Annotated in this window: 24 protein-coding genes; 21 read left to right on the top strand and 3 right to left on the bottom strand. The window is 56.5% G+C overall.

Going from position 1 to position 21,204, the window contains the following annotated elements; all coding sequences use genetic code 11:
- Positions 1-172: 172 nt before the first annotated feature.
- The 12 genes from nuoH to AC2FJ5_RS09185 all read left to right on the top strand — a co-directional run bounded on the left by nuoH (position 173) and on the right by AC2FJ5_RS09185 (position 12,046).
- The gene (nuoH, locus tag AC2FJ5_RS09240) at positions 173-1,210 is read left to right on the top strand and encodes an NADH-quinone oxidoreductase subunit NuoH (RefSeq protein WP_496690845.1); all 1,038 of its coding nucleotides are present in this window, start codon (positions 173-175) and stop codon (positions 1,208-1,210) included.
- Between the two features lies 1 nt (position 1,211).
- Entirely contained in the window at positions 1,212-1,706 is a 495-nt protein-coding gene (gene nuoI, locus AC2FJ5_RS09235) for an NADH-quinone oxidoreductase subunit NuoI (RefSeq protein WP_037307839.1), read from the top strand.
- On the top strand, positions 1,703-2,113 hold the full coding sequence (locus AC2FJ5_RS09230; protein WP_142634878.1) for a carboxymuconolactone decarboxylase family protein: 411 nt from the start codon (positions 1,703-1,705) through the stop codon (positions 2,111-2,113). The genes nuoI and AC2FJ5_RS09230 overlap by 4 nt, the downstream gene beginning before the upstream one ends.
- On the top strand, positions 2,110-2,712 hold the full coding sequence (locus AC2FJ5_RS09225; protein ID WP_039534292.1) for an NADH-quinone oxidoreductase subunit J: 603 nt from the start codon (positions 2,110-2,112) through the stop codon (positions 2,710-2,712). Before AC2FJ5_RS09230 ends, AC2FJ5_RS09225 begins: the two co-directional genes overlap by 4 nt.
- Positions 2,713-2,810: 98 nt before the next feature.
- Positions 2,811-3,344 carry a hypothetical protein gene (locus AC2FJ5_RS09220; protein WP_142634876.1) on the top strand — a complete coding sequence of 178 codons (534 nt, stop codon included), beginning with the start codon at positions 2,811-2,813 and terminating at the stop codon, positions 3,342-3,344.
- Positions 3,341-3,646, top strand: coding sequence for an NADH-quinone oxidoreductase subunit NuoK (nuoK, locus tag AC2FJ5_RS09215; protein WP_050602759.1), 306 nt, complete (start codon positions 3,341-3,343; stop codon positions 3,644-3,646). The genes AC2FJ5_RS09220 and nuoK overlap by 4 nt, the downstream gene beginning before the upstream one ends.
- Before the next feature lie 6 nt (positions 3,647-3,652).
- Positions 3,653-5,803, top strand: a complete 2,151-nt coding sequence (gene nuoL, locus AC2FJ5_RS09210) for an NADH-quinone oxidoreductase subunit L (protein ID WP_496793171.1) — start codon at positions 3,653-3,655, stop codon at positions 5,801-5,803.
- On the top strand, positions 5,803-7,347 hold the full coding sequence (locus tag AC2FJ5_RS09205) for an NADH-quinone oxidoreductase subunit M (protein ID WP_271950170.1): 1,545 nt from the start codon (positions 5,803-5,805) through the stop codon (positions 7,345-7,347). Before nuoL ends, AC2FJ5_RS09205 begins: the two co-directional genes overlap by 1 nt.
- 15 nt (positions 7,348-7,362) lie before the next feature.
- Entirely contained in the window at positions 7,363-8,805 is a 1,443-nt protein-coding gene (nuoN, locus tag AC2FJ5_RS09200; RefSeq protein ID WP_496689762.1) for an NADH-quinone oxidoreductase subunit NuoN, read from the top strand.
- A 36-nt stretch (positions 8,806-8,841) separates the two neighbouring features.
- The gene (locus AC2FJ5_RS09195) at positions 8,842-9,591 is read left to right on the top strand and encodes a biotin--[acetyl-CoA-carboxylase] ligase (protein ID WP_496793169.1); all 750 of its coding nucleotides are present in this window, start codon (positions 8,842-8,844) and stop codon (positions 9,589-9,591) included.
- Positions 9,592-9,602: 11 nt separating this feature from the next.
- A complete protein-coding gene (locus AC2FJ5_RS09190; protein WP_142634866.1) occupies positions 9,603-10,382 on the top strand; it encodes a type III pantothenate kinase in 780 nt (259 codons plus the stop codon).
- Complete coding sequence (locus AC2FJ5_RS09185) at positions 10,379-12,046, top strand: ribonuclease J (protein WP_496793168.1); 1,668 nt, start codon at positions 10,379-10,381, stop codon at positions 12,044-12,046. The genes AC2FJ5_RS09190 and AC2FJ5_RS09185 overlap by 4 nt, the downstream gene beginning before the upstream one ends.
- 6 nt (positions 12,047-12,052) lie before the next feature.
- On the opposite strand, the gene AC2FJ5_RS09180 is transcribed toward AC2FJ5_RS09185, so the two are convergent.
- Positions 12,053-12,757, bottom strand: a complete 705-nt coding sequence (locus AC2FJ5_RS09180) for an NUDIX hydrolase (protein ID WP_281972821.1) — start codon at positions 12,755-12,757, stop codon at positions 12,053-12,055.
- 25 nt (positions 12,758-12,782) lie between these two features.
- The gene (locus AC2FJ5_RS09175) at positions 12,783-13,181 is read right to left on the bottom strand and encodes a DUF983 domain-containing protein (RefSeq protein WP_142634860.1); all 399 of its coding nucleotides are present in this window, start codon (positions 13,179-13,181) and stop codon (positions 12,783-12,785) included.
- A gap of 222 nt (positions 13,182-13,403) precedes the next feature.
- Here AC2FJ5_RS09175 and AC2FJ5_RS09170 point away from each other — a divergent pair, with 222 nt between their 5' ends.
- From AC2FJ5_RS09170 to AC2FJ5_RS09155, 4 genes are read left to right on the top strand one after another with little or no spacing between them, the layout of a single operon-like run.
- The gene (locus AC2FJ5_RS09170) at positions 13,404-13,871 is read left to right on the top strand and encodes an EF-hand domain-containing protein (RefSeq protein ID WP_496690839.1); all 468 of its coding nucleotides are present in this window, start codon (positions 13,404-13,406) and stop codon (positions 13,869-13,871) included.
- Between the two features lie 6 nt (positions 13,872-13,877).
- A complete protein-coding gene (locus tag AC2FJ5_RS09165) occupies positions 13,878-14,492 on the top strand; it encodes an RNA polymerase sigma factor (RefSeq protein ID WP_281972822.1) in 615 nt (204 codons plus the stop codon).
- Complete coding sequence (locus tag AC2FJ5_RS09160) at positions 14,485-14,826, top strand: hypothetical protein (protein WP_496690838.1); 342 nt, start codon at positions 14,485-14,487, stop codon at positions 14,824-14,826. Before AC2FJ5_RS09165 ends, AC2FJ5_RS09160 begins: the two co-directional genes overlap by 8 nt.
- Positions 14,823-15,296 (top strand): periplasmic heavy metal sensor, encoded by a 474-nt coding sequence (locus tag AC2FJ5_RS09155; protein WP_496690837.1) that lies wholly within the window; start codon positions 14,823-14,825, stop codon positions 15,294-15,296. Before AC2FJ5_RS09160 ends, AC2FJ5_RS09155 begins: the two co-directional genes overlap by 4 nt.
- A gap of 5 nt (positions 15,297-15,301) precedes the next feature.
- Here AC2FJ5_RS09155 and AC2FJ5_RS09150 read toward each other — a convergent pair whose 3' ends face one another.
- The gene (locus AC2FJ5_RS09150) at positions 15,302-16,723 is read right to left on the bottom strand and encodes a diguanylate cyclase (protein WP_496793167.1); all 1,422 of its coding nucleotides are present in this window, start codon (positions 16,721-16,723) and stop codon (positions 15,302-15,304) included.
- 66 nt (positions 16,724-16,789) lie between these two features.
- On the opposite strand from AC2FJ5_RS09150, the gene AC2FJ5_RS09145 reads away from it, so the two are divergent.
- The 5 genes from AC2FJ5_RS09145 to AC2FJ5_RS09125 all read left to right on the top strand — a co-directional run bounded on the left by AC2FJ5_RS09145 (position 16,790) and on the right by AC2FJ5_RS09125 (position 21,174).
- On the top strand, positions 16,790-17,074 hold the full coding sequence (locus tag AC2FJ5_RS09145) for a DUF3572 domain-containing protein (RefSeq protein WP_496793165.1): 285 nt from the start codon (positions 16,790-16,792) through the stop codon (positions 17,072-17,074).
- Between the two features lie 25 nt (positions 17,075-17,099).
- Positions 17,100-17,795 carry an HAD family hydrolase gene (locus AC2FJ5_RS09140; RefSeq protein ID WP_496690835.1) on the top strand — a complete coding sequence of 232 codons (696 nt, stop codon included), beginning with the start codon at positions 17,100-17,102 and terminating at the stop codon, positions 17,793-17,795.
- A gap of 118 nt (positions 17,796-17,913) precedes the next feature.
- On the top strand, positions 17,914-19,473 hold the full coding sequence (locus tag AC2FJ5_RS09135) for a trimethylamine methyltransferase family protein (RefSeq protein WP_496793163.1): 1,560 nt from the start codon (positions 17,914-17,916) through the stop codon (positions 19,471-19,473).
- A 121-nt stretch (positions 19,474-19,594) separates the two neighbouring features.
- The gene (locus AC2FJ5_RS09130) at positions 19,595-20,182 is read left to right on the top strand and encodes a heme NO-binding domain-containing protein (protein ID WP_496690833.1); all 588 of its coding nucleotides are present in this window, start codon (positions 19,595-19,597) and stop codon (positions 20,180-20,182) included.
- The gene (locus tag AC2FJ5_RS09125; protein ID WP_496702175.1) at positions 20,179-21,174 is read left to right on the top strand and encodes a diguanylate cyclase domain-containing protein; all 996 of its coding nucleotides are present in this window, start codon (positions 20,179-20,181) and stop codon (positions 21,172-21,174) included. The genes AC2FJ5_RS09130 and AC2FJ5_RS09125 overlap by 4 nt, the downstream gene beginning before the upstream one ends.
- Positions 21,175-21,204 lie beyond the last annotated feature (30 nt).

The raw sequence follows: 21,204 nt of genomic DNA, 5'->3' as shown, positions 1-21,204 counted from the left end.
GTGCTGGTCGGACAGGGGCTCGCCCCTGTTTTGCCTATGAAACGGAATAAAAAGGGTGGCGTAGCGGCTGCAGATGCTGTTTACACCAACGCGCCGACCCAGACGCACTTTGCGCAGGCACATGGCCTTAGCATTTCGTGCGGAAAACGGAATACCCACGGTGTGAGGACCAATGGCTGAATTCTTTAACACCCCAGGCGGAATAGCCCTCATCATTCTGGCACAAGTGCTTGCCGTTGTGGCCTTTGTGATGATTTCGCTGTTGTTCCTTGTCTATGGAGACCGCAAGATCTGGGCGGCGGTTCAGATGCGCCGTGGCCCCAATGTGGTGGGCGTCTATGGCCTGCTGCAAACGGTGGCCGACGCGCTGAAATATGTGGTTAAAGAGGTGGTTATCCCAGCGGGTGCAGACCGCACCGTCTTTATCCTCGCGCCGTTGACCTCATTTGTTCTGGCGATGATCGCCTGGGCCGTGATTCCGTTCAACGACGGCTGGGTGCTGTCGGATATAAATGTCGCCATCCTGTATGTCTTCGCCGTGTCCTCGTTGGAGGTTTATGGCGTGATCATGGGGGGGTGGGCGTCGAACTCAAAGTACCCTTTCCTTGGCTCATTGCGCTCTGCTGCTCAGATGATTTCCTACGAGGTCTCGATTGGTCTGATCATCATCGGTGTGATCCTGTCGACCGGGTCGATGAACTTCGGTGACATCGTGCATGCGCAAGACGGGCGCTTTGGGTTCTTCAGCTGGTACTGGTTGCCGCATTTCCCAATGGTCTTCCTGTTTTTCATCTCGGCGCTGGCCGAAACCAACCGCCCACCGTTTGACCTGCCAGAGGCGGAATCCGAACTGGTCGCGGGCTATCAGGTCGAATACTCGGCCACGCCTTTCCTGTTGTTCATGGCTGGCGAATATATCGCCATTTTCCTGATGTGCGCGCTGACCACGCTGCTGTTTTTCGGCGGCTGGCTGTCCCCGATCCCGGGCCTGCCCGACGGCGTGTTGTGGATGGTCGCGAAGATGGCGTTCTTCTTCTTCCTCTTCGCAATGGTCAAGGCGATCACGCCGCGCTACCGCTATGACCAGCTGATGCGGCTGGGTTGGAAAGTCTTCCTGCCCTTCTCGCTGGCTTGGGTAGTCTTCGTGGCCTTTGCGGCGAAATTCGACTGGTTCTGGGGTGCATTCGCCCGCTGGAGCGTAGGAGGCTGACATGACCCAAATCGACTACACCCGCGCCGCCAAGTACTTCCTGCTACAGGACTTCTGGGTCGGCATGAAGCTGGGACTGAAGTACTTCTTCGCACCGAAGGCCACTCTGAACTACCCGCATGAAAAGGGTCCTCTGTCTCCGCGTTTTCGCGGTGAACACGCCCTGCGTCGTTACCCCAACGGTGAAGAACGCTGTATTGCCTGCAAACTCTGCGAGGCGATCTGCCCTGCACAGGCCATTACAATCGACGCCGAACCGCGCGAAGATGGCAGCCGCCGTACCACGCGCTATGACATCGACATGACCAAGTGCATCTATTGCGGTTTCTGCCAAGAGGCCTGCCCGGTCGATGCCATCGTCGAAGGTCCGAATTTCGAATTCGCCACGGAAACCCGCGAAGAGTTGTTCTACGACAAGGAAAAACTGCTCGACAACGGCGAGCGCTGGGAAGCCGAGATCGCCCGCAATCTGGAAATGGACGCGCCGTACCGATGACTGACGCCCCGACAAATCCGTTTGAGCTGATGATGAAGCAGGCGCAGGACATGGCCAAGGCGATGAACCCTGCGATGGAGAGCTTCTCGCCCAAAGGGTTCGAAACTCTATGGCCGACCATGCCGAAAGAAGTCATGGAGATGATGTTCGGCAACACCGTCAACAAAGACGGGTTGGATGCCAAGACCCGCCTGTTGCTGACACTGGCCGGGCTGACCTGTCAGGGCGCGCAGGCGGATGCGGCGGTGCGTCAGACCGTGCGCCACGCTGTGGAAGCCGGTGCCAAGAAACAAGAGATCGTGGAAACGATCGGTCAGATGTCGGTCTTTGCCGGCATCCCGGCCATGACCCGCGCGCTGGAATTGGCGCAAGAGGTCATGGGCGATAACGAGGATGAGGATCAATGACCGTCTTTGCCTTCTATCTGTTCGCCATCAGCGCCATCACCGGCGGGCTGTTCACGGTGATCAGCCGCCAGCCGGTGCATTCCGTGCTGTGGTTGATCCTGTCCTTCCTGTCCGCGGCAGGATTGTTTGTGCTGCTGGGGGCTGAGTTCGTGGCGATGCTGCTGATCATCGTCTATGTCGGCGCGGTCGCGGTTCTGTTCCTGTTCGTCGTGATGATGCTGGACGTGGATTTTGCTGAGCTCAAGGCCGAGATGGCACGCTATATGCCGCTGGCCTTGCTGATCGGTCTGGTCATCCTGATGCAGTTTGTCATGGCCTTTGGGGCTTGGGACAGCGCGCAAGGTGCTGCGGCCAATCTGGCTCAGCCGGTCCCGGCGGACCGCCACAACACCGAGGCGCTGGGCGTTATTCTTTACGATCAATACTTCCTTCTGTTCCAGCTTGCGGGCCTGATCCTGCTGGTGGCCATGATCGGAGCCATCGTGCTGACCCTGCGCCACCGTCAGGACATCAAGCGTCAGGACATCATCGGCCAGATGATGCGCGACCCGGCCAAGGCGATGGAACTGAAAGACGTGAAACCGGGGCAGGGGTTGTGAAAAAAGTAACGAAGCATATCCTAGCGATCTGTTTCGCTTGGGTTGCGTCAAGCGGTGCTTCCTACGCTTGTTCGTCAGCCTCTATGGCGGGAGTCCTGATGGATACGGGTACAGAGTATCATTGGGATGTCCTCGAAAAGATCCGCGACCAAGAAGGTGGTGAGGGCATATTTCCGGTTGCCCGTGGGCAGTACTGCAGTTTTGCCTTTGCTGGCGAATACGATAATTATTTTGGTACACCAGTTAACAAGATCAAATCAGGCTTGCTGGTGCAAACGGTCCACAGTCTGGATGCTTGTAATCCTGAAACCAACTTGGTGATCACCGATTGCCAGAATGTGCAGGCTGCCATCCTGCTTGGGAAAGGACCTTATCCGGAAGAAGGTCAAGCTCACATTGCGGGATATACGCCAAGCCTAATTGGACACCATCTAGCGCCCGAAGGCCCGCTAGAGCTTTCTGAAATTGACAACGTTAGTGATTTGCGCGCCCAAGCGTCGGAGATTGGACTTCGTTCATACGACGAAAGCGAATTCGAGGAATTCTACAAATACCGTTTGGGCAACGATTCGATAGACGCTTTTTGCGGCTGCAAACTTTACTACCCCGACTCGCCAGGAGCGAAGCTATGATCGGACTTGAACACTATCTTACGGTCGCGGCGACGCTGTTCGTCATCGGCATCTTCGGTCTCTTCCTGAACCGCAAGAACGTCATCATCCTGCTGATGAGCATCGAACTGATGCTGCTGGCGGTGAATATCAACCTTGTGGCGTTCTCCAGCTTCCTGGGCGATCTGGTCGGGCAGGTGTTTACGCTGTTCGTGCTGACCGTGGCGGCGGCCGAGGCCGCGATCGGGCTGGCCATTCTGGTCTGTTTCTTCCGCAACCGCGGCTCGATCGCGGTTGAAGACGTCAATATGATGAAGGGGTAAGGGCACATGGAAACCACCATCCTCTTTGCCCCGCTGGTGGGCGCGCTGCTCTGCGGGTTCGGCTGGAAATTCATTGGCGAGAAAGCCGCCATGTGGACCGCCACGGGTCTGTTGTTTCTGGCCTGTCTGTTGTCGTGGATCGTCTTCCTGACGTTCGACGGCCACACCCAGCAGATCGAGATCATGCGCTGGATCGAGAGCGGATCATTGTCGACAAGCTGGGCCATTCGTCTGGACCGGCTGACCGCGATTATGTTGATCGTGGTGACGACCGTCTCGGCGCTGGTGCACCTGTATTCCTTTGGCTACATGGATCACGATCCGCAATGGCGCGAAGGCGAAAGCTATAAGCCACGCTTCTTTGCCTATCTGTCCTTCTTTACCTTTGCCATGCTGATGCTAGTGACGGCGGACAATCTGGTTCAGATGTTCTTTGGCTGGGAAGGTGTGGGCGTCGCGTCCTATCTGCTGATCGGGTTCTATTACCGCAAGCCAAGCGCCAATGCGGCGGCGATGAAGGCGTTTATCGTCAACCGGGTTGGGGACTTTGGCTTTGCGCTTGGCATCTTTGCGCTATTCCTGCTGACCGACAGCATCAATTTCTCGGACATCTTCGCCTCTGCCCCGGCATTGGCCGAAGAGAAGCTGCACTTCCTGTGGGGTGAATGGACCGCGATCGAAGTGATCTGCGTTCTGCTGTTCATCGGTGCCATGGGCAAATCGGCACAGTTGTTCCTGCACACCTGGTTGCCGGATGCGATGGAAGGTCCGACGCCTGTATCAGCCCTGATCCACGCCGCGACCATGGTGACTGCGGGTGTATTCCTGATCTGCCGCATGTCTCCGCTGATGGAGTTCGCGCCGGGGGCGACCGGGTTCATCACCTTCCTTGGTGCGTCGACGGCGTTCTTTGCCGCGACCGTGGGTTTGGTGCAGACCGATATCAAACGCGTTATCGCCTATTCGACCTGCTCGCAGCTGGGTTACATGTTCGTTGCCGCGGGCGTTGGCATGTATTCGGCGGCAATGTTCCACCTGCTGACCCATGCGTTCTTCAAGGCGCTGTTGTTCCTTGGGGCCGGTTCCGTGATCCACGCGATGCATCACGAGCAAGAGATGACGGAATATGGCGGGCTGCGGAAGAAAATCCCCTATACGTTCTGGGCGATGATGATCGGTACGCTGGCTATTACCGGGGTTGGCATTCCGCTGACCACATTCGGTTTTGCCGGGTTCTTGTCCAAGGATGCCATCATCGAAAGCGCCTTTGCCGGAGGCACCGGCTATGCGTTCTGGATGCTGGTGATTGCGGCGGTATTTACGTCATTCTACAGCTGGCGTCTGATTTTCCTGACCTTCTATGGCGAGCCGCGCGGGGACAAACACACGCACGACCATGCGCATGAAAGCCCGTTGGTCATGCTGGTTCCGTTGGGCGTTCTGTCGCTGGGTGCGGTTTTCGCCGGGATGATCTGGTATGGCAACTTTTTTGGCCACACCGACAAGGTCGGCCAGTTCTATGGCATTCCGGTTGCAGAGGCTTCGGTGGATGGCCACGCGGCAGAGGGTGCGCATGGGGACGATACCCATGCCGAAGATGATCACGGCGACGATACGCATGCGGATGCTGGTCACGCGGAGGACAGCCATGGTGAGAAGGGCGCGCAGGGCGGCGATCACCATTATGCCTTTGTTGGAACGCCCGGAGAAGGCGCGCTCTACATCGCACCGGACAATCATGTGCTGGACGATGCGCATGCTGTTCCGAAATGGGTCAAGTTCTCACCCTTCGTTGCGATGCTGCTTGGTTTCATCGTGGCCTATTGGTTCTATATCGTGAATACGACGTTGCCCGCGCGCTTGGCAGCAAACCAGCGTCCGCTTTATCTGTTCCTGCTGAACAAATGGTACTTTGATGAGATCTATGACGCGATCTTCGTCAAACCTGCCTTGGCACTTGGGCGGTTCCTGTGGAAACGCGGCGACGGCAACACGATTGACGGTTTCCTGAACGGGGTAGCGATGGGCATCGTGCCATTCTTCACCCGCCTCGCAGGCAAGGCGCAGACTGGTTACATATTTACCTATGCCTTCTGGATGGTCCTGGGAATTGCTGCCCTGGTCACCTGGATGTCGATCGGCGGAGGCGCACACTAATGGACAATATCCTCTCGATCGTCACCTTCATCCCCGCAGCGGCGGCCGCCATACTGGCGCTGTTTCTGCAGGGCGACGATGCAGCCGCGCAACGCAATGCCAAATGGGTGGCCATGGTTGCGACGACGGTGACCTTCCTGGTCTCGATTGGCATCTATACTGGCTTTGATCCTGAAAACACTGGCTTCCAGATGGTGGAAGAGGGCCAGTGGCTGATGGGTCTGAAATACAAGATGGGTGTGGATGGCATCAGCGTCCTGTTCGTGTTGCTGACCACTTTCATTATGCCGCTGACAATTCTGGCCAGCTGGAATGTGACAGACCGCGTCAAGGAATACATGATTGCTTTCCTGCTGCTGGAAACGCTGATGCTTGGCGTGTTCATGGCGCTGGACCTGGTGCTGTTCTACCTGTTCTTCGAAGCGGGTCTGATCCCGATGTTCCTGATCATCGGCATCTGGGGTGGTAAAGAGCGCATCTATGCCAGCTTCAAGTTCTTCCTCTACACGTTCCTTGGCTCTGTGCTGATGCTGGTGGCTATGGTTGCGATGTATGCGGATGCAGGCACGACGGATATCGAAGCGCTGATGGCGCATCATTTTTCGTCCGACAGCTTTACCGTTCTGGGCATCCATATCGTAGGCGGTATGCAGACGCTGATGTTCCTGGCGTTCTTTGCCTCATTTGCGGTGAAGATGCCGATGTGGCCGGTCCACACCTGGCTGCCGGATGCACACGTGCAGGCGCCGACCGCAGGGTCGGTCGTGCTGGCGGCGATCCTGTTGAAGATGGGTGGCTATGGCTTCCTGCGGTTCAGCCTGCCGATGTTCCCGGTGGGGTCGGCGGTGATGACCGATCTGGTGCTGTGGATGTCGGCCATCGCTGTGGTCTATACCTCGCTGGTTGCACTGGTGCAGGAGGACATGAAAAAGCTGATCGCTTATTCCTCGGTCGCGCATATGGGCTTTGTCACCATGGGCATCTTTGCGGCAAACCAGCAGGGGGTCGACGGAGCCATCTTCCAGATGCTCAGCCACGGGTTCATCTCGGCGGCGCTCTTCCTGTGTGTCGGCGTGATCTATGACCGGATGCACACCCGCGATATCGAGGCCTATGGCGGTCTGGTAATCCGGATGCCGGCCTACGCGCTGGTCTTCATGCTGTTCACAATGGCCAATGTTGGCCTGCCGGGCACCAGTGGGTTCATCGGAGAGTTCCTGACCCTGATGGGCGCATTCCAGGTCAATACCTGGGTGACTGCTGTGGCCGCGACTGGTGTTATCTTCTCGGCGGGATATGCTTTGTGGCTGTATCGTCGGGTCGTATTTGGGGATCTTATCAAAGAAAGCCTCAAGGCGATGACTGATATGAGCTCGCGCGAGCGGTTGATATTTGCCCCCCTGATCGTCATGACGATCCTGCTGGGTGTGTATCCATCGCTGGTAACAGATGTGATTGGCAACTCGACTGCCGCGCTGATTTCGAACTATGATACGGCTCTGGCCGCGGCTGAGACCGCGACCCAGACAGCCGCCTCGCATTAAGGAGGCTTTGGAGACATGATCCAGGCTGATCTGACAATTATCCTGCCAGAGATCGTTCTGGCACTATATGCGATGGCGGCATTGCTTGCGGCTGTTTACACCACCAAGGACGGGCTTGCGCCGACATTGGTCTGGGTGACAGCAGGGCTGATGGCGCTGCTGGCGTTCTGGATCGCCACCAATGGCGACGGGACGAACATCGCGTTTAACGGCATGTTCGTTGATGACGGATTCGCGCGCTTTGCCAAAGTGGCGATCCTGCTATCTGCCGCAGCCGTTTTGATGATGAGCCAGGACTATATGACCCGCCGCGGGTTGTTGCGTTTCGAATACCCTTTGCTGGTGGCGCTTGCCGCTGTCGGCATGATGATGATGGTCAGCGCGGGTGACCTGATGTCTCTGTATATGGGGCTCGAGCTGCAGTCGCTGGCACTTTACGTTGTGGCTGCGCTGCGTCGTGACAGCGCCAAATCCACCGAGGCTGGCCTGAAATATTTCGTTCTGGGCGCGCTTAGCTCGGGCTTGCTGCTGTATGGGGCTTCGCTTGTCTACGGCTTTACGGGTACCACGCTGTTCTCGGGCATCATTCAGACCGTTCACCACGGCGATGTGACCCTCGGGTTGCTGTTCGGGTTGATCTTCCTGATCTCGGGGCTCGCGTTCAAGGTTTCGGCTGTTCCGTTCCACATGTGGACGCCGGATGTCTATGAAGGATCGCCCACACCAGTCACTGCCTTCTTCGCCACGGCGCCCAAAGTGGCCGCCATGGCCCTGTTTGCCCGCGTGTTGCACGACGCATTTGGAGGTGTCGTAAAGGACTGGCAGCAGGTGATCGTACTCTTGTCTGTTCTGTCTATGCTGTTGGGGGCCGTGGCTGCCATCGGACAACGCGACATTAAACGGCTGATGGCGTTTTCGTCGATTGCCCATATGGGGTATGCGCTGATCGGACTGGCGGCTGGGACCGAGCTGGGTATCAAGGCGATGCTGATGTATCTGGCGATTTACGTGACCATGAATGTCGGAACTTTCGCCTTTATCCTGATGATGGAACGGGACGGTAAACCTGTTACCGACATTGACGCCTTGCGCCAGTATTCCAAACGCGATCCGGGTAAGGCTCTGGCCGTGCTGATCCTGATGTTCAGCCTTGCCGGTGTTCCACCGATGCTTGGGTTCTTTGCGAAATTCGGCGTCTGGCAAGCGGGTATTGAGGCTGGCCTGACCGGTCTGGTTATCATGTCTGCCATCGCCTCGGTGATCGGTGCATTCTATTACCTGCGGATCGTATACTATATGTATTTCGGTGCCGAGAATGACGACCCGATCGACGCAAATTCGTCTCCGGTTCTGTGGGTTGCTCTGATGGGGTCAGCTGCATTGATGTTGGTTGGCGTATTCTATCAGTTTGGGATTGAGGGCGCAGCGGCAGCTGCAGCGGCGACGCTTGTTAACTGATTTCGACCATTGCCCGCGGCCTAATGTTCTTGTGACATGAGCGATTGGCCGGATGGATATGGCCTGCATGTATTGCAAGAGGTCGATAGCACTCTGAACGAAGCCGCCCGGATCGCGCCGATGGCTCAGGGTCCGGTCTGGATCCTGGCGCACCGCCAGACACAGGCGCGCGGTCGGCGCGGACGGGTCTGGACCAACCCCGAGGGAAATCTTGCCGCAACGCTGCTGATGCGGCCCGCAGGACGCCCGGAACAGGCCGCTCTGCGCAGTTTTGTCGCCGCCTTGGCCCTGTTTGATGCATGTGTGGCGGTCACCGGACGCATATCGGGTTTGTCGCTAAAATGGCCCAATGATGTGTTGCTGAACGGTGGCAAGCTTGCGGGGATACTGCTGGAAAGTACCGGGCAGGGGCGGGACGTCTCGCATTTGGCAATTGGCATCGGCGTCAATCTCGCGCAGGCACCGACTGCAGATAAAGTCGAACCAGGTGCGCTAAGGCCGGTTTCGCTGTTGTCCGAGACAGGGGCAGATGTCACCACCGAAGATTTTTTGACCGAGCTTGCATCGGCCTATGCGCGTTTTGAGGCCCAGTTTGTAACCTACGGGTTCGAACCCATCCGCGCTGCTTGGTTGTCCCGCGCAGCTAAGCTGGGTGAGGTCATTACCGCGCGTACTGTCACCACTGAGACCGTCGGGACCTTCGAAACGGTGGACGCACGGGGTAACCTTGTCCTAAACACCGCGAAAGGCCGCGTCAGCATACCTGCGGCAGACGTATTTTTCTGAAAGGGGCACCAATGCTTCTAGCCATCGACTGCGGCAACACCAATACCGTTTTCTCGATCTGGGACGGTGAGGAATTCGTCTGCACGCTGCGCACGTCTACGCACCATGCCCGAACGGCGGATGCCTATTTCACTTGGTACTCTACGCTGGTCAAACATTATGAGATCGAAGCTGATATCACCGATGTGATAATCGCCTCGACCGTGCCGCGTGTGGTTTTCAATCTGCGCGTCTTTGCGGACCGGTTTTTTGGCTGTCGCCCATTGGTCGTGGGCAAGCCAGAGTGTCTGCTGCCTGTCAGCCCGCGCATAGACGAGGGTACGGTCCCTGGCCCGGATCGCCTGGCCAATGCTGCCGGGGCATTTGAACGGCATGGCGGGGATGTGGTTGTTGTCGATTTTGGAACGGCCACCAACTTTGACGTGGTGTCTTCGGATGGAGCATATGTCGGCGGCATCATCGCCCCAGGTGTAAACCTGAGCCTTGAAGCGTTGCACCAGGGGGCCGCCGCGTTGCCGCATATCGACATCACACGTCCCGAAAAAGTGATCGGAACAAATACGGTTGGCTGCATTCAATCTGGCGTGTATTGGGGCTATTCCGGTCTGATCGAAGGGCTGATTGCCCGGATCAAGACGGAATACGGCATGCCGATGAAAGTCGTGGGAACCGGGGGGCTTGCGCCTCTGTTCGATCAGGCAGATGTTGGGTTTGACGCTATAGAAGACGATTTGACGATGCACGGACTGACCGTGATCCATCGCTATAACAAGGAAAATGGCTCAACATGAGCAGTGAACGACTGATCTATCTGCCCCTGGGCGGGGCGGGCGAAATTGGGATGAATGCCTATGTCTATGGCTATGGCAAGCCGGGAAAGGAGAAGCTGATCCTTGTCGATCTTGGTGTAACCTTCCCAGATATGGACACAACACCCGGTGTCGACCTGATCCATGCCGATATCAACTGGCTAAAAGAACGTGCCGACCGGCTTGAGGCGGTATTCGTCACCCATGCCCACGAAGATCATGTCGGCGCTGTCGCGCATTGCTATGACGACTTGGGCGCCCCGATCTATGCACGCGCCTTCACCGCAAATCTCGCACGTCGCAAGATGGAAGAGAAAGCCCATCCGACAGACGCGGTTCAGACCCTTTCGGCCTGGCCTGAGCAGGTGACGGTTGGTCCTTTCACGGTCGGGTTTTTGCCGGTCTCCCACTCGATCCCCGAAAGTGCAGCACTTGTTATCGACTCGCCTGCGGGGCGGATCGTGCATACAGGGGATTTCAAGCTCGATGCCAACCCTGTGGTCGGCGAACCGTTTGATCAGGACCTGTGGGCCGAGGTTGCCAAGGACGGCGTGAAAGCATTGGTCTGCGACAGCACGAACGTGTTTTCAACGCATGCTGGCCGCTCGGAATCCGAAGTCGGACCCGAGATCACCAAGCTGGTTGAAAACGCCAAATCCATGGTGGTTGCGACGACTTTTGCCTCGAATGTCGCGCGGGTGAAAACGCTGGCTGAGGCTGGCCAGCGCGCCGGGCGCTCGGTCGTTCTGTTGGGCCGCGCGATGCGGCGCATGATCGAGGCCGCGACGGAAACCGGTATTCTCACGGATTTTCCCAAGGTTATCAGCGCCGAAGAGGCCATAGATATCCCGCGCCAGAACCTGATGCTGATCGTAACCGGCAGCCAGGGCGAACGCCGTGCGGCCAGTGCTCAGCTTGCGCGTGGTAAATACCGCGGGATCGAGTTGAAGGAAGGCGATCTGTTCCTGTTCTCGTCGAAGACGATCCCGGGCAATGAGAAGGGCGTGATCTTCATCATGAACCAGCTCAGCGAAAAAGGCGTTGATGTGGTGGATGACAGCTCGGGTCTGTATCACGTCTCTGGCCATGCCAACCGGCCTGATCTGGAAAAAGTGCACGCCATAGTCAACCCACAGATGGTTATTCCCATGCATGGTGAACACCGACATCTGCGCGAACATGCTAAACTGGCCGAAGCGGGTAGTCGTACCGGGGTTGTGGCAGTCAATGGCACGATGCTGGATCTCAGCGGCAATGCCCCCAAGGTCGTCGACTACGTCGAGACAGGCCGAACTTATCTGGATGGAACCGTAAAGGTCGGAGCCTTGGATGGAGTTGTCCGCGACCGCATTCGCATGGCCTTGAACGGGCATGTAACCGTGACGGTTATTTTAGACGAAGAAGACGAACCGTTGGGTGAACCCTGGTGCGATACGATGGGCTTGGCCGAGATCGGAACATCGCGCGCAGCACTGGTCGAAGTTCTGGAAGAGGACCTGAACCAATTCCTCATGCGGGCGGATACCAAAACCCGGCGCGACGATGACAAGCTGGAAGAGGCATTGCGCCGGATCGTGCGTCAGACAGCAAAGACCGAGATCGGCAAAAAGCCCGAGGTGACCACGGTGATCAGCCGAATGAAGTAGGTTCGGCTAGAAGTCCTGTTCGGACATTGGATAGCCTTTGATCTGTAAGAACAGGCTTTGTTCTTCTTGATTGAGGAAGAACGGGACGCTTTGGGGTGGTTCGGGTCGTGTGACCCGGGCTGCAACTTCGGCCAGAACAACTTCGGTTATGAAGGGAAGATCAAGCTCGCGCGCCTTGTTCAACGGAACCCATTGCAGGTGAGACAACTCATCCGAAGCGCGGCCAAAGTCATCCAGATCGCCTTGCAGGGCGTCTGCATCTACCAAAAAGAATCGTGCATCAAACCGGCGCGTACGGCCGGGCGGGGTGACGGCGCGAAAAACAAACTGCAATGCCTGTGCAGAGGGCAGAAATCCTGCCTCTGCATAGCTTTGCCAGTCAATCGGCACCTCACCTGTCCAAGCGCCGGGAACTCCAAGCACCAGGCCGGTTTCCTCCCAGAGCTCGCGGATTGCGGCGGCCGCCAAAGCATTCTGCAGCCCGGGCGGAGACTGTTCAGCAAGCCGATCGCGGCAGAGCTGGGACATGTCAGCCGATAGCGGGACCAGAGCGTCCTCTGCGTCTACCGCGCCACCTGGAAACACGAATTTGTTCGGCATAAAAACGGCTTTTGCGCCCCTTTGACCCATCAAAATGGAAGGGTTCGTCATCCGGTCCCGCAACACGATAACTGTTGCAGCGTCCCGTATAGCCGTTTTGTCTGTACTCATCTCAGGGCCGACCCAATCATTCCAGTCATCGGTCCGTTTCGAACCCATGCATCCGTCGTGCCCACTGATAGGCGACAACGGCCCCTTTCATTCGCGGTAGCAGGAACAGTGTCAAGGCTGTACATCCGAATGCAAAAATCAGGAACATGTTCAGCGGGTCAGGGCGCCACTGGACATAAGAGATGTGCAAAGCGGGCGCCAGCAGGTGACCGACCAACAGGATTGTCAGATAGGCTGGACCGTCATCCGCACGGTGATGAAACAGTTCCTGACCACAGCTGCTGCAGCTGTCATTCACCTTCAGGTAGCTGTGCAACAGCTTGCCTTCACCGCATTTTGGGCAGCGGCAGCGGAAGCCTTTGATTAGCGCAGGCCGGGTTGGACGGTCGTTCTCGGATATTGTGTCGATCGTTTGATCTGTCATTTTGAAACTCGCGCATTCAGATTGCCCTGATATTGCGCTTGTTTTGCTCCACAGAAAAGGGGGGTGCGTCGCTTTGTGCCGCGATGAGATGTCCGGAAATTATGTGGTCGATGGCAGTGAGCAACAGAAAAAATTCAAATTGGGCGACGGAAACCGAAAACTGCACCGTTTTAACCTATGTGAGCAGCGACAAACCGGTCGCGAGAAACAAAGGAAAACGATATGAAAAGCGCGAAACTTATCCCGGCCATTCTGGTATCGGCCATTGCATTGACAAGCACAACCGCCTTGGCTGTCGGTCCGAAAGGCCGAGAGGACGTGACCTTTCAAGAGCTGGACCTGAACAATGATGGTCAGGTCACGCAGGAAGAAATGCAAACCTATAGGCAACAGCGTTTCACCAATGCCGACACCAATGGCGACGGCATGTTGAGCGTCGACGAGATGCAAGCGGCTAGCCAGAAGAAGGCGAATGAGCGTGTGAATCAAATGTTCGAAAAGCACGATGCCAATCAGGATGGCCTCTTATCCGATGATGAGTTGCCCAAGCCGCGCCGTGCTGGCAAGATGTTTGACCGCATCGACGCGGACAAAAATGGCACGATCACGGAACAGGAATTTGCCGATGCGAAAAACCGGATGGGCCGGCATCACAAAAAACGTGACAAGGCTGGCACCGACGACAGCTAATGAAGGATGCGGGACCTGAGTACCTCATCAACGAGGGCTCGCAGCCAAAGTCAGGCTGCGGGCGACCCCGGAGACGATGCATTGTTGCGGCGGTTCGCCGAGGGTGACGCTGATGCGGCACGCATTTTGACCGATCGGCTTGGGCCGCGCAGTTTTTCGGTGGCGCTCAGGCTGTTGAACGACCGGGCCGAAGCCGAAGATGTCACACAGGAAGCCATGATGCGCCTATGGAAGATGGCGCCGGATTGGGTTGCTGGACAGGCAAAGGTGTCGACTTGGCTTTACCGAGTCACTCTGAACCTGTGTGTCGATATTCGGCGGAAGAAATCGGCGGACAGTCTTTCTGATGTTGCCGAACCTGAAAGCGATGCGATCAGTGCAACCGAACACCTTCAGGATGCCGCCAGGTTGGACGCACTGCAGTTCGCGTTGGCGCAACTTCCGGATCGGCAACGTCAGGCTGTTGTCTTGCGCCATATCGAAGAGTTGCCCAATCCCGAAATCGCGGGAATCATGGATATTTCCGTCGAAGCTGTAGAGAGTCTGACAGCTCGGGGAAAGCGGGCACTGGCACAGCAGTTAGCCGCAAGAAGAGACGAGTTGGGATATGCCGATGGATGAAAATAGCGACCTGAATCACCTGTTTTTACGTGCTCGTCAAGAAAATGAGCCGTTACCCGATGCACTCGCCTTTCGTATTCTGGCCGATGCGGAAACCGTTCGTTTGCAAAGGCTTCAGAAATCACCCCAAGGGTTCTGGGCACAGGCATTGGATAGTTTCTTTGGCTGGCAGGGGATGGGAGGTCTGGCGGCCGCGGGCATTGCTGGCATCTGGATTGGATTGACTGCCCCAGCCTTTTTGCCCGATCCGGCGACGTTGCTTTATTCGCAATCCTCTGGCTTTGAGGTTGCGGATATGGATCTGAATACAATCTTCCTGGAGGAAGGCGAATGAGCGAACAGTCAAAACCTAAACGCCGGTGGATGCCTGTCCTGCTGATCGTGTCCCTTGCTATCAATCTGCTAGTCATCGGTGCGGTTGTTGGCACGGCGCTGCGCGTCAGAAACAATGACCACGTCAAAACCCCTCCGGGATTTGGATCGGCGCTTTATCGCGCGCTTCCCAAGCATGAACGCCAGGCGATGCGGGCCGAGCTTTCGGGCCTGCACCGCCAAGGTGTCGATCATCGGACGGCGGATTTTCAAGCCCTTGGCGACGCACTTCGCGCCGAACCCTTCGCGGCTGACGCTGTAGAGACTTTGTTGGGCCAGCAGGCGCAGGTGATGTCAGAGATGCAGTCTGCTTTGCAGGAACAGTGGCTGATCCGTGTGTCAGCCATGAGCCCGAAAGAACGCGTCGAATACGCTGATCGTCTGGAAGATGTGGTGCACCGAAAATCGAAAGCGGGCAGAAAGCGCGACTGACCCGATCAGGCTGCGTGATTCTGGACCATGACCTGATTGCGTCCCGCCTTTTTCGCAGCATACAGGGCCGTATCCGCAGATTTTATCATGTTGTCCAATGGTGCGGGTGGGATGCCCTGGCGAAACGTGTTGTCATCAGCTGTAATGAGGCCGATGCTGATTGTCACTGCGATTGGTTCGGCGGCCTCGGATAGGTCGAATGGACACTGGCAGATGTCGTTGCAGACGGTTCGTGCGATCCCCAATGCCCGCCGCCCTGTAGTTTCAGGCAGACCGATCAAGAATTCTTCGCCCCCGATCCGGGCCACAAAGCCGTCAGAATCAATGGAATTGCGCATGCGCTTGGCTGTTTCGATCAAGACCTGATCGCCTCCGGCATGGCCAAACTTGTCGTTGATTGATTTGAAATGGTCCAGATCGGCCACCATCACGGTAAAACCGCGCCCGGTCTGCGCAGACTGCCGGGCGATTTGCTTCAATGCTCGCATTGCATAGCGGCGGTTATGCAGGCCGGTCAGTGGATCCACCCAGGATTCCGCGATGCCACGCCGCAAAGAATCCCGCATCTGGTCAATTCGGCTTTTGCGGGCAAGCTGGTTATCAAGCCGCAACAGAGTTTCACGGGGGCAGAACCCCGCCATACAGATGGCATCCGCGCCGCGATCCAGCGCTTCGGCAGCCAGAGACGCGTCATCCTTTCTCAAGATGCCGATCAGCACTGTGTGCCGTGTTGCCCCGCGCGATTTCAAATCCGCCAGAACACTCAGGCCTGAAGATTCGCCATCAATTTCGACAATAACCGCGTCCGGGATGGGGCCGGAAAGCAGGCGGTGAAGGTTCGATATCGTGTGAATTGACAGACTGTGATGCGTATGTTCGGACAGCGCCTTCTGCCAAAGCGCCCCGGTTTTAGCGGATTGCGTCAGCAGGGCGGCGCGCGCAGCTTTGGGTGGCGTGGCAAAGGTGCTTGTCGCTTCGGCAAATCCCAAACATGGCGATCCGCTATTGTCTTGCAATTCCTGCGTATCGGCGCGTGCCCGTAACAAGCTGCGAACCCGAGCTAACAACAACGTGTCCTTGAACGGGTGCGCCAATACATCGTCCAACCCATCTGACAATGCCCTCAACCTTGCGGATTTGTCGTTTTGCGGCGCGATAGCGACAATGGGAATATCCGCCAGATCCGGGTCGGCCATTACCACTTTCTTGACATCAGCCGCCGTTCCATCCGGCAATGACTGCGCGGTTAAAATTAAATCGGGGCGCACACGTTTCAGCAGCCCATCAAGACCCCGCAGATTTTCCCCCTGTGCGACGTGATACCAGGCCGCGGTAAGCTGTACTTTCAGCATAATTCGATTGGTTGAGGTCCCGTCCAGGACAAGGATCGTTCCTTGCACCGACATATCAGTCACCGTTGATTGCATGCGTTGCTAAAGTGTTTATGACTCTGGTTAACAAACCCTTTCCAATATCAGATCAGGGGCTTCTTTATGCCAATTTCCGCTCAATCCGCCGAAACGCTGGCGCTGAATGCCCTTGCCTGGCTTGTTGGCAATGATGACCTGCTGCCTGTATTTCTGGGTTCGACGGGGGCTTCGGCGCAGGACATCAAAGACAGGGCGGCAGAGCCGGAGTTTCTGGGCTCAGTTCTGGATTTTCTAATGCTTGACGATTCGTGGGTAGTCGAGTTTTGTGACGTCAATTCTGTGCCGTATGATCAGCCGGGCCAGGCCCGCGCCTTGTTGTCTGGTGGCGCGGAAGTTCATTGGACCTGAAAGCCTACCGGGCAGGAGTTTCACAATGCCAATCCAAGCCATCCTGTTCGACAAAGACGGTACCTTGTTTGATTTCGCGGAAACCTGGGGCACGTTCGGGCGCAATTTTTTACTGCGAGTGACGAACGGAGATCATGCCCGGGCGGCCGAGCTTGGGCAGGTGATCGGCTTTGACCTCGAACAGGTTGCCTATTCTGAGGACAGTGTTGTCATTGCGGGCACCGTCGAAGAAATCGCCGAGGTTCTAGAGCCGCACCTCCCGGAAATGCCGCGCGAAGAGTTGGTGGATCTGTTGAATGCCGAGTCAGCCTCATCTCCGCAAGCCCAGGCCGTTCCGCTTATCCCGTTCCTTGATGGGCTGCGCGAGGCTGGGCTGAAACTGGGTGTTGCGACCAATGACGGAGAGATGCCCGCATCCGAACATCTTTCGTCTGCAGGGATCCGCGAACATTTCGATTTTGTAGCCGGTTATGACAGTGGGCACGGATTCAAGCCAGGTCCGGGTCAACTCTTCGCCTTTGCGCAGCATGTGGGGGTAAACCCAGAAAACATAGCAATGGTGGGCGACAGCCTGCATGATCTGCAGGCCGGACGGGCAGCAGGTATGAAGACGATCGGGGTTCTGACGGGTATGGCGCGTGCAGAAACGCTCGAAGCGATGGCGGATGTCGTCTTGCCAAACATCGGACATATACCTGCTTGGTTGTACGAAAAGGCGTGATCGGGCTGTGAATTCGGCGGTTCAGACGTCGAAACCGACATAGCCTGTCGCAGACAGAGCGGCCAACAGTACGCGTTCGGGGCTTGCTTCTAGAAAGCCAAGTTCCGAGGAGTGTCCAATGGCCGACAAGAAAGCACGCAGAGGTCGCAGCGGAGGACGGGCCGGTGCCGCCGAGAGACGGGGCGCAGCGGTTATTGATCAGATGCCGTGGAGCCCTCCGATCAACACCGACAAACCAACCGAACCGTTGGACGAGATTGGCGTCGCGGCGATCCACGAGGGCGCAATGCGGATTCTCGAAGAGATCGGGATCGAGTTCTACAACGAAGAGGCAATCGGAATCCTGCGTGAGGCCGGATGTACGATCAACGGCGACAACGTTCGAATGGGCCGGGACTTTGTCATGGAAATGGTGCGTAAAGCCCCATCCACCTTTACCATCACACCGCGTAATCCCGACCGCGCAATCGAGATCGGGGGCAAAAACCTGCTGTTCGGAAATGTGTCGTCCCCGCCGAACTACTGGGATATGGAGATTGGCACCAAGGTACCGGGAAATCGCGAGATGTGCCGGAACCTGTTGAAGTTGACGCAGTATTTCAACTGTATCCATTTTGCCGGTGGATACCCGGTCGAGCCAGTGGATATACATGCCAGCGTCCGGCATCTGGATGTTCTCTACGACAAGCTGACTCTGACCGATAAGGCGATGCATGCCTATTCGCTGGGCAAGGAACGCGTCGAAGACGTCATGGAAATGGTGCGGATCGCAGGGGGTCTGAGCCATGAAGAATTCGAAGCCAAGCCGAGGATGTATACCAACATCAACTCGACCTCGCCGTTGAAGCACGATCAGCCCATGATCGACGGTTGCCTGAGGTTGGCGCGGCGCGGGCAGGCGATTGTTGTGACGCCGTTCACCTTGGCCGGGGCGATGGCCCCCGTCACAATGGCCGGTGCAGTAGCGCAATCTCTGGCTGAGGCGCTGTGCGCGATTGCATTGTTCCAATATGTGCGACCAGGGATTCCTTGTGTCATCGGTACGTTCACCTCGAATGTGGATATGAAATCTGGTGCTCCGGCTTTTGGAACGCCGGAATACATGCGGGCGACACAGATGACCGGCCAGATGGCCCGATTTTATGACCTGCCCCTGCGGTCTTCGGGTGTCTGCGCGGCAAACGTTCCGGATGGCCAATCTGTATGGGAAACCTCGAACTCATTATGGGCGGCGGTGCAATCGGGCACCAACATGGTCTATCACGCTGCAGGTTGGCTTGAGGGTGGCCTGATCGCAAGCCCTGAAAAGTTCATTATGGATTGCGAGATATTGCAGCAAATTCAGCGGTATATGCAGCCGGAATTGACGGCAACCGGCCCTGACGAGATTGCTCTGGATGCGATCCGGTCAGTCGGCAATGACGGGCATTTCTTTGGCATTCAGCACACTCAGGATCGCTATACCACAGCGTTTTATCAGCCGTTTCTGAGTGACTGGAAGAACTATGAGGGTTGGGAAGTCGCAGGAGGCGTCTGGACCGCTGAGCGCGCGCATCACATGTTCAAGGAAATCATCACCAGCTTTGAAGCTCCGGCAATGGATGGGGGCATCCGGGAAGAGCTTGCCGACTTTGTCGCACGACGCAAAACCGAAGGCGGAGCGCCGACAGATTTCTAGCGTAATCTCAGTCACTTCCACTTCGATACTTGCGTGAATTCTATGTGGTGACGCCCGCGTGTTGGGTGTTTGTTAACAAATTTCAGAGCACACTGCGTGAGAAACCAATTTGAGGTCTCTCATGCATGGTCTGATCAACCGGGCGATTCAATCCTTTGTTGCGGTGACCTACGGGCAGCCGTGCTGGATGCGCGTGATGGATTCAGCCGAACTGGGCTTTGCCGAGTTCGAGGCCATGCTTGTTTACGACGATGATATTACCGAGCAGGTATTGGATGAGGTATGCACGGTCCTGAAACGTTCACGCAGTGACGTTCTTGAAGACTTGGGAACGTACCTTGTGTCTCATCCCAACATGGAAGACCTGCGCCGTCTGTTGCGATTTGGCGGTGTCAGCTATCTGGAATTTCTCCATTCGCTTGATGATCTGTCTGACCGGGTCAGATTGGCCGTATCGGATCTAAATCTTCCGGCACTTGAATTGCACGAGCTTTCACCGACGGAATACAGATTGTCCTGCCATCCAGGTCTGCCTGGGTTTTCAAGCGTCATGGTTGGCGTATTGCGCGCGATGGCTGATGATTACGGGGCTCTGGCCATGTTGTCGCATGAGGGCCAGCAGGGTGAGATCGAGTTTATCTCAATCGTTCTGGTAGAAAGCGCTTTTTCAGAAGGTCGGCATTTTGATTTAGGGGCGCGAAAAGCATGATGAACGCGAATAATCTGGCAGAGCTTTTACAAACCCTGTGCCCGATGTTTTTGCTGGTGAACGAGGATGGGAAAGTGACCCGCGTCGGATCAACCTTGCAAAAGCTGCGCCCTGAAAAGCCGATGGAAGGTCAAAGCTTTCTGGATATCTTTGAGCTGCTTCGCCCCAGAGCGGTGACTACGGTTTCAGGCTTGATGTCCCAAGCGGGCACCAAATTGCACCTCAGGTTTCACGACGCCCCGCGCACCGCATTGAAGGGCCTTATCGCTCCGCTGCCCGAAGGTAAGGGGGCGGTCATCAATCTGTCTTTCGGAATATCGATTTTGGATGCGGTCCGGGACTATGCCCTGACCAGTGCGGATTTCTCGGGCACTGATCTGGCGATCGAATTATTGTATCTGGTCGAGGCGAAATCGGCAGCGATGGAGGCGTCCAGATCTCTGAACCTGCGCCTTCAAGGGGCGATGCTTGCCGCCGAGGAAAAGGCATTTACAGATACACTGACAGGGCTGAAAAATCGCCGGGCGATGGATGTTCTATTGGATCACATGATCTCGTCCAAATCTCCATTCGCGCTGATGCATCTGGATCTTGATTTTTTCAAATCGGTCAATGACCAATTCGGGCATGCCGCAGGCGACTATGTGTTGCAACAGGCGGCGCGGATCATGGGTGAGGAAACCCGCGGAGACGATACAGTGGCGCGTGTTGGCGGGGACGAATTTGTAATTATATACAAAGGATTGACGGACGAGGGTGTTCTCTCTGCAATCGCCAGCAGGCTGATCGAACGGCTGCGGGAACCGATGATGTTCGACAACGTGTCGTGCCAGGTTTCAGCCAGTATAGGCACGGCGCTTTCGACCCAGTTTCCATCGCTTAAACCGGCTGAGATTTTGCATGCGGCAGACCTTGCCCTGTATGCGGCCAAGCGAAATGGCCGGTCTCGCCACTGTCTATATTCGCAGCTTGTGGATCACTCACACAGATAGGTTTCCCCCTAAAGGAACCGGCAAAGTGTA

The organism is Ruegeria sp. CDSA221 (assembly GCF_059611825.1).
Note: the sequence above shows the minus strand (reverse complement) of the source record. Positions and strands in the feature narration are given on the sequence as shown.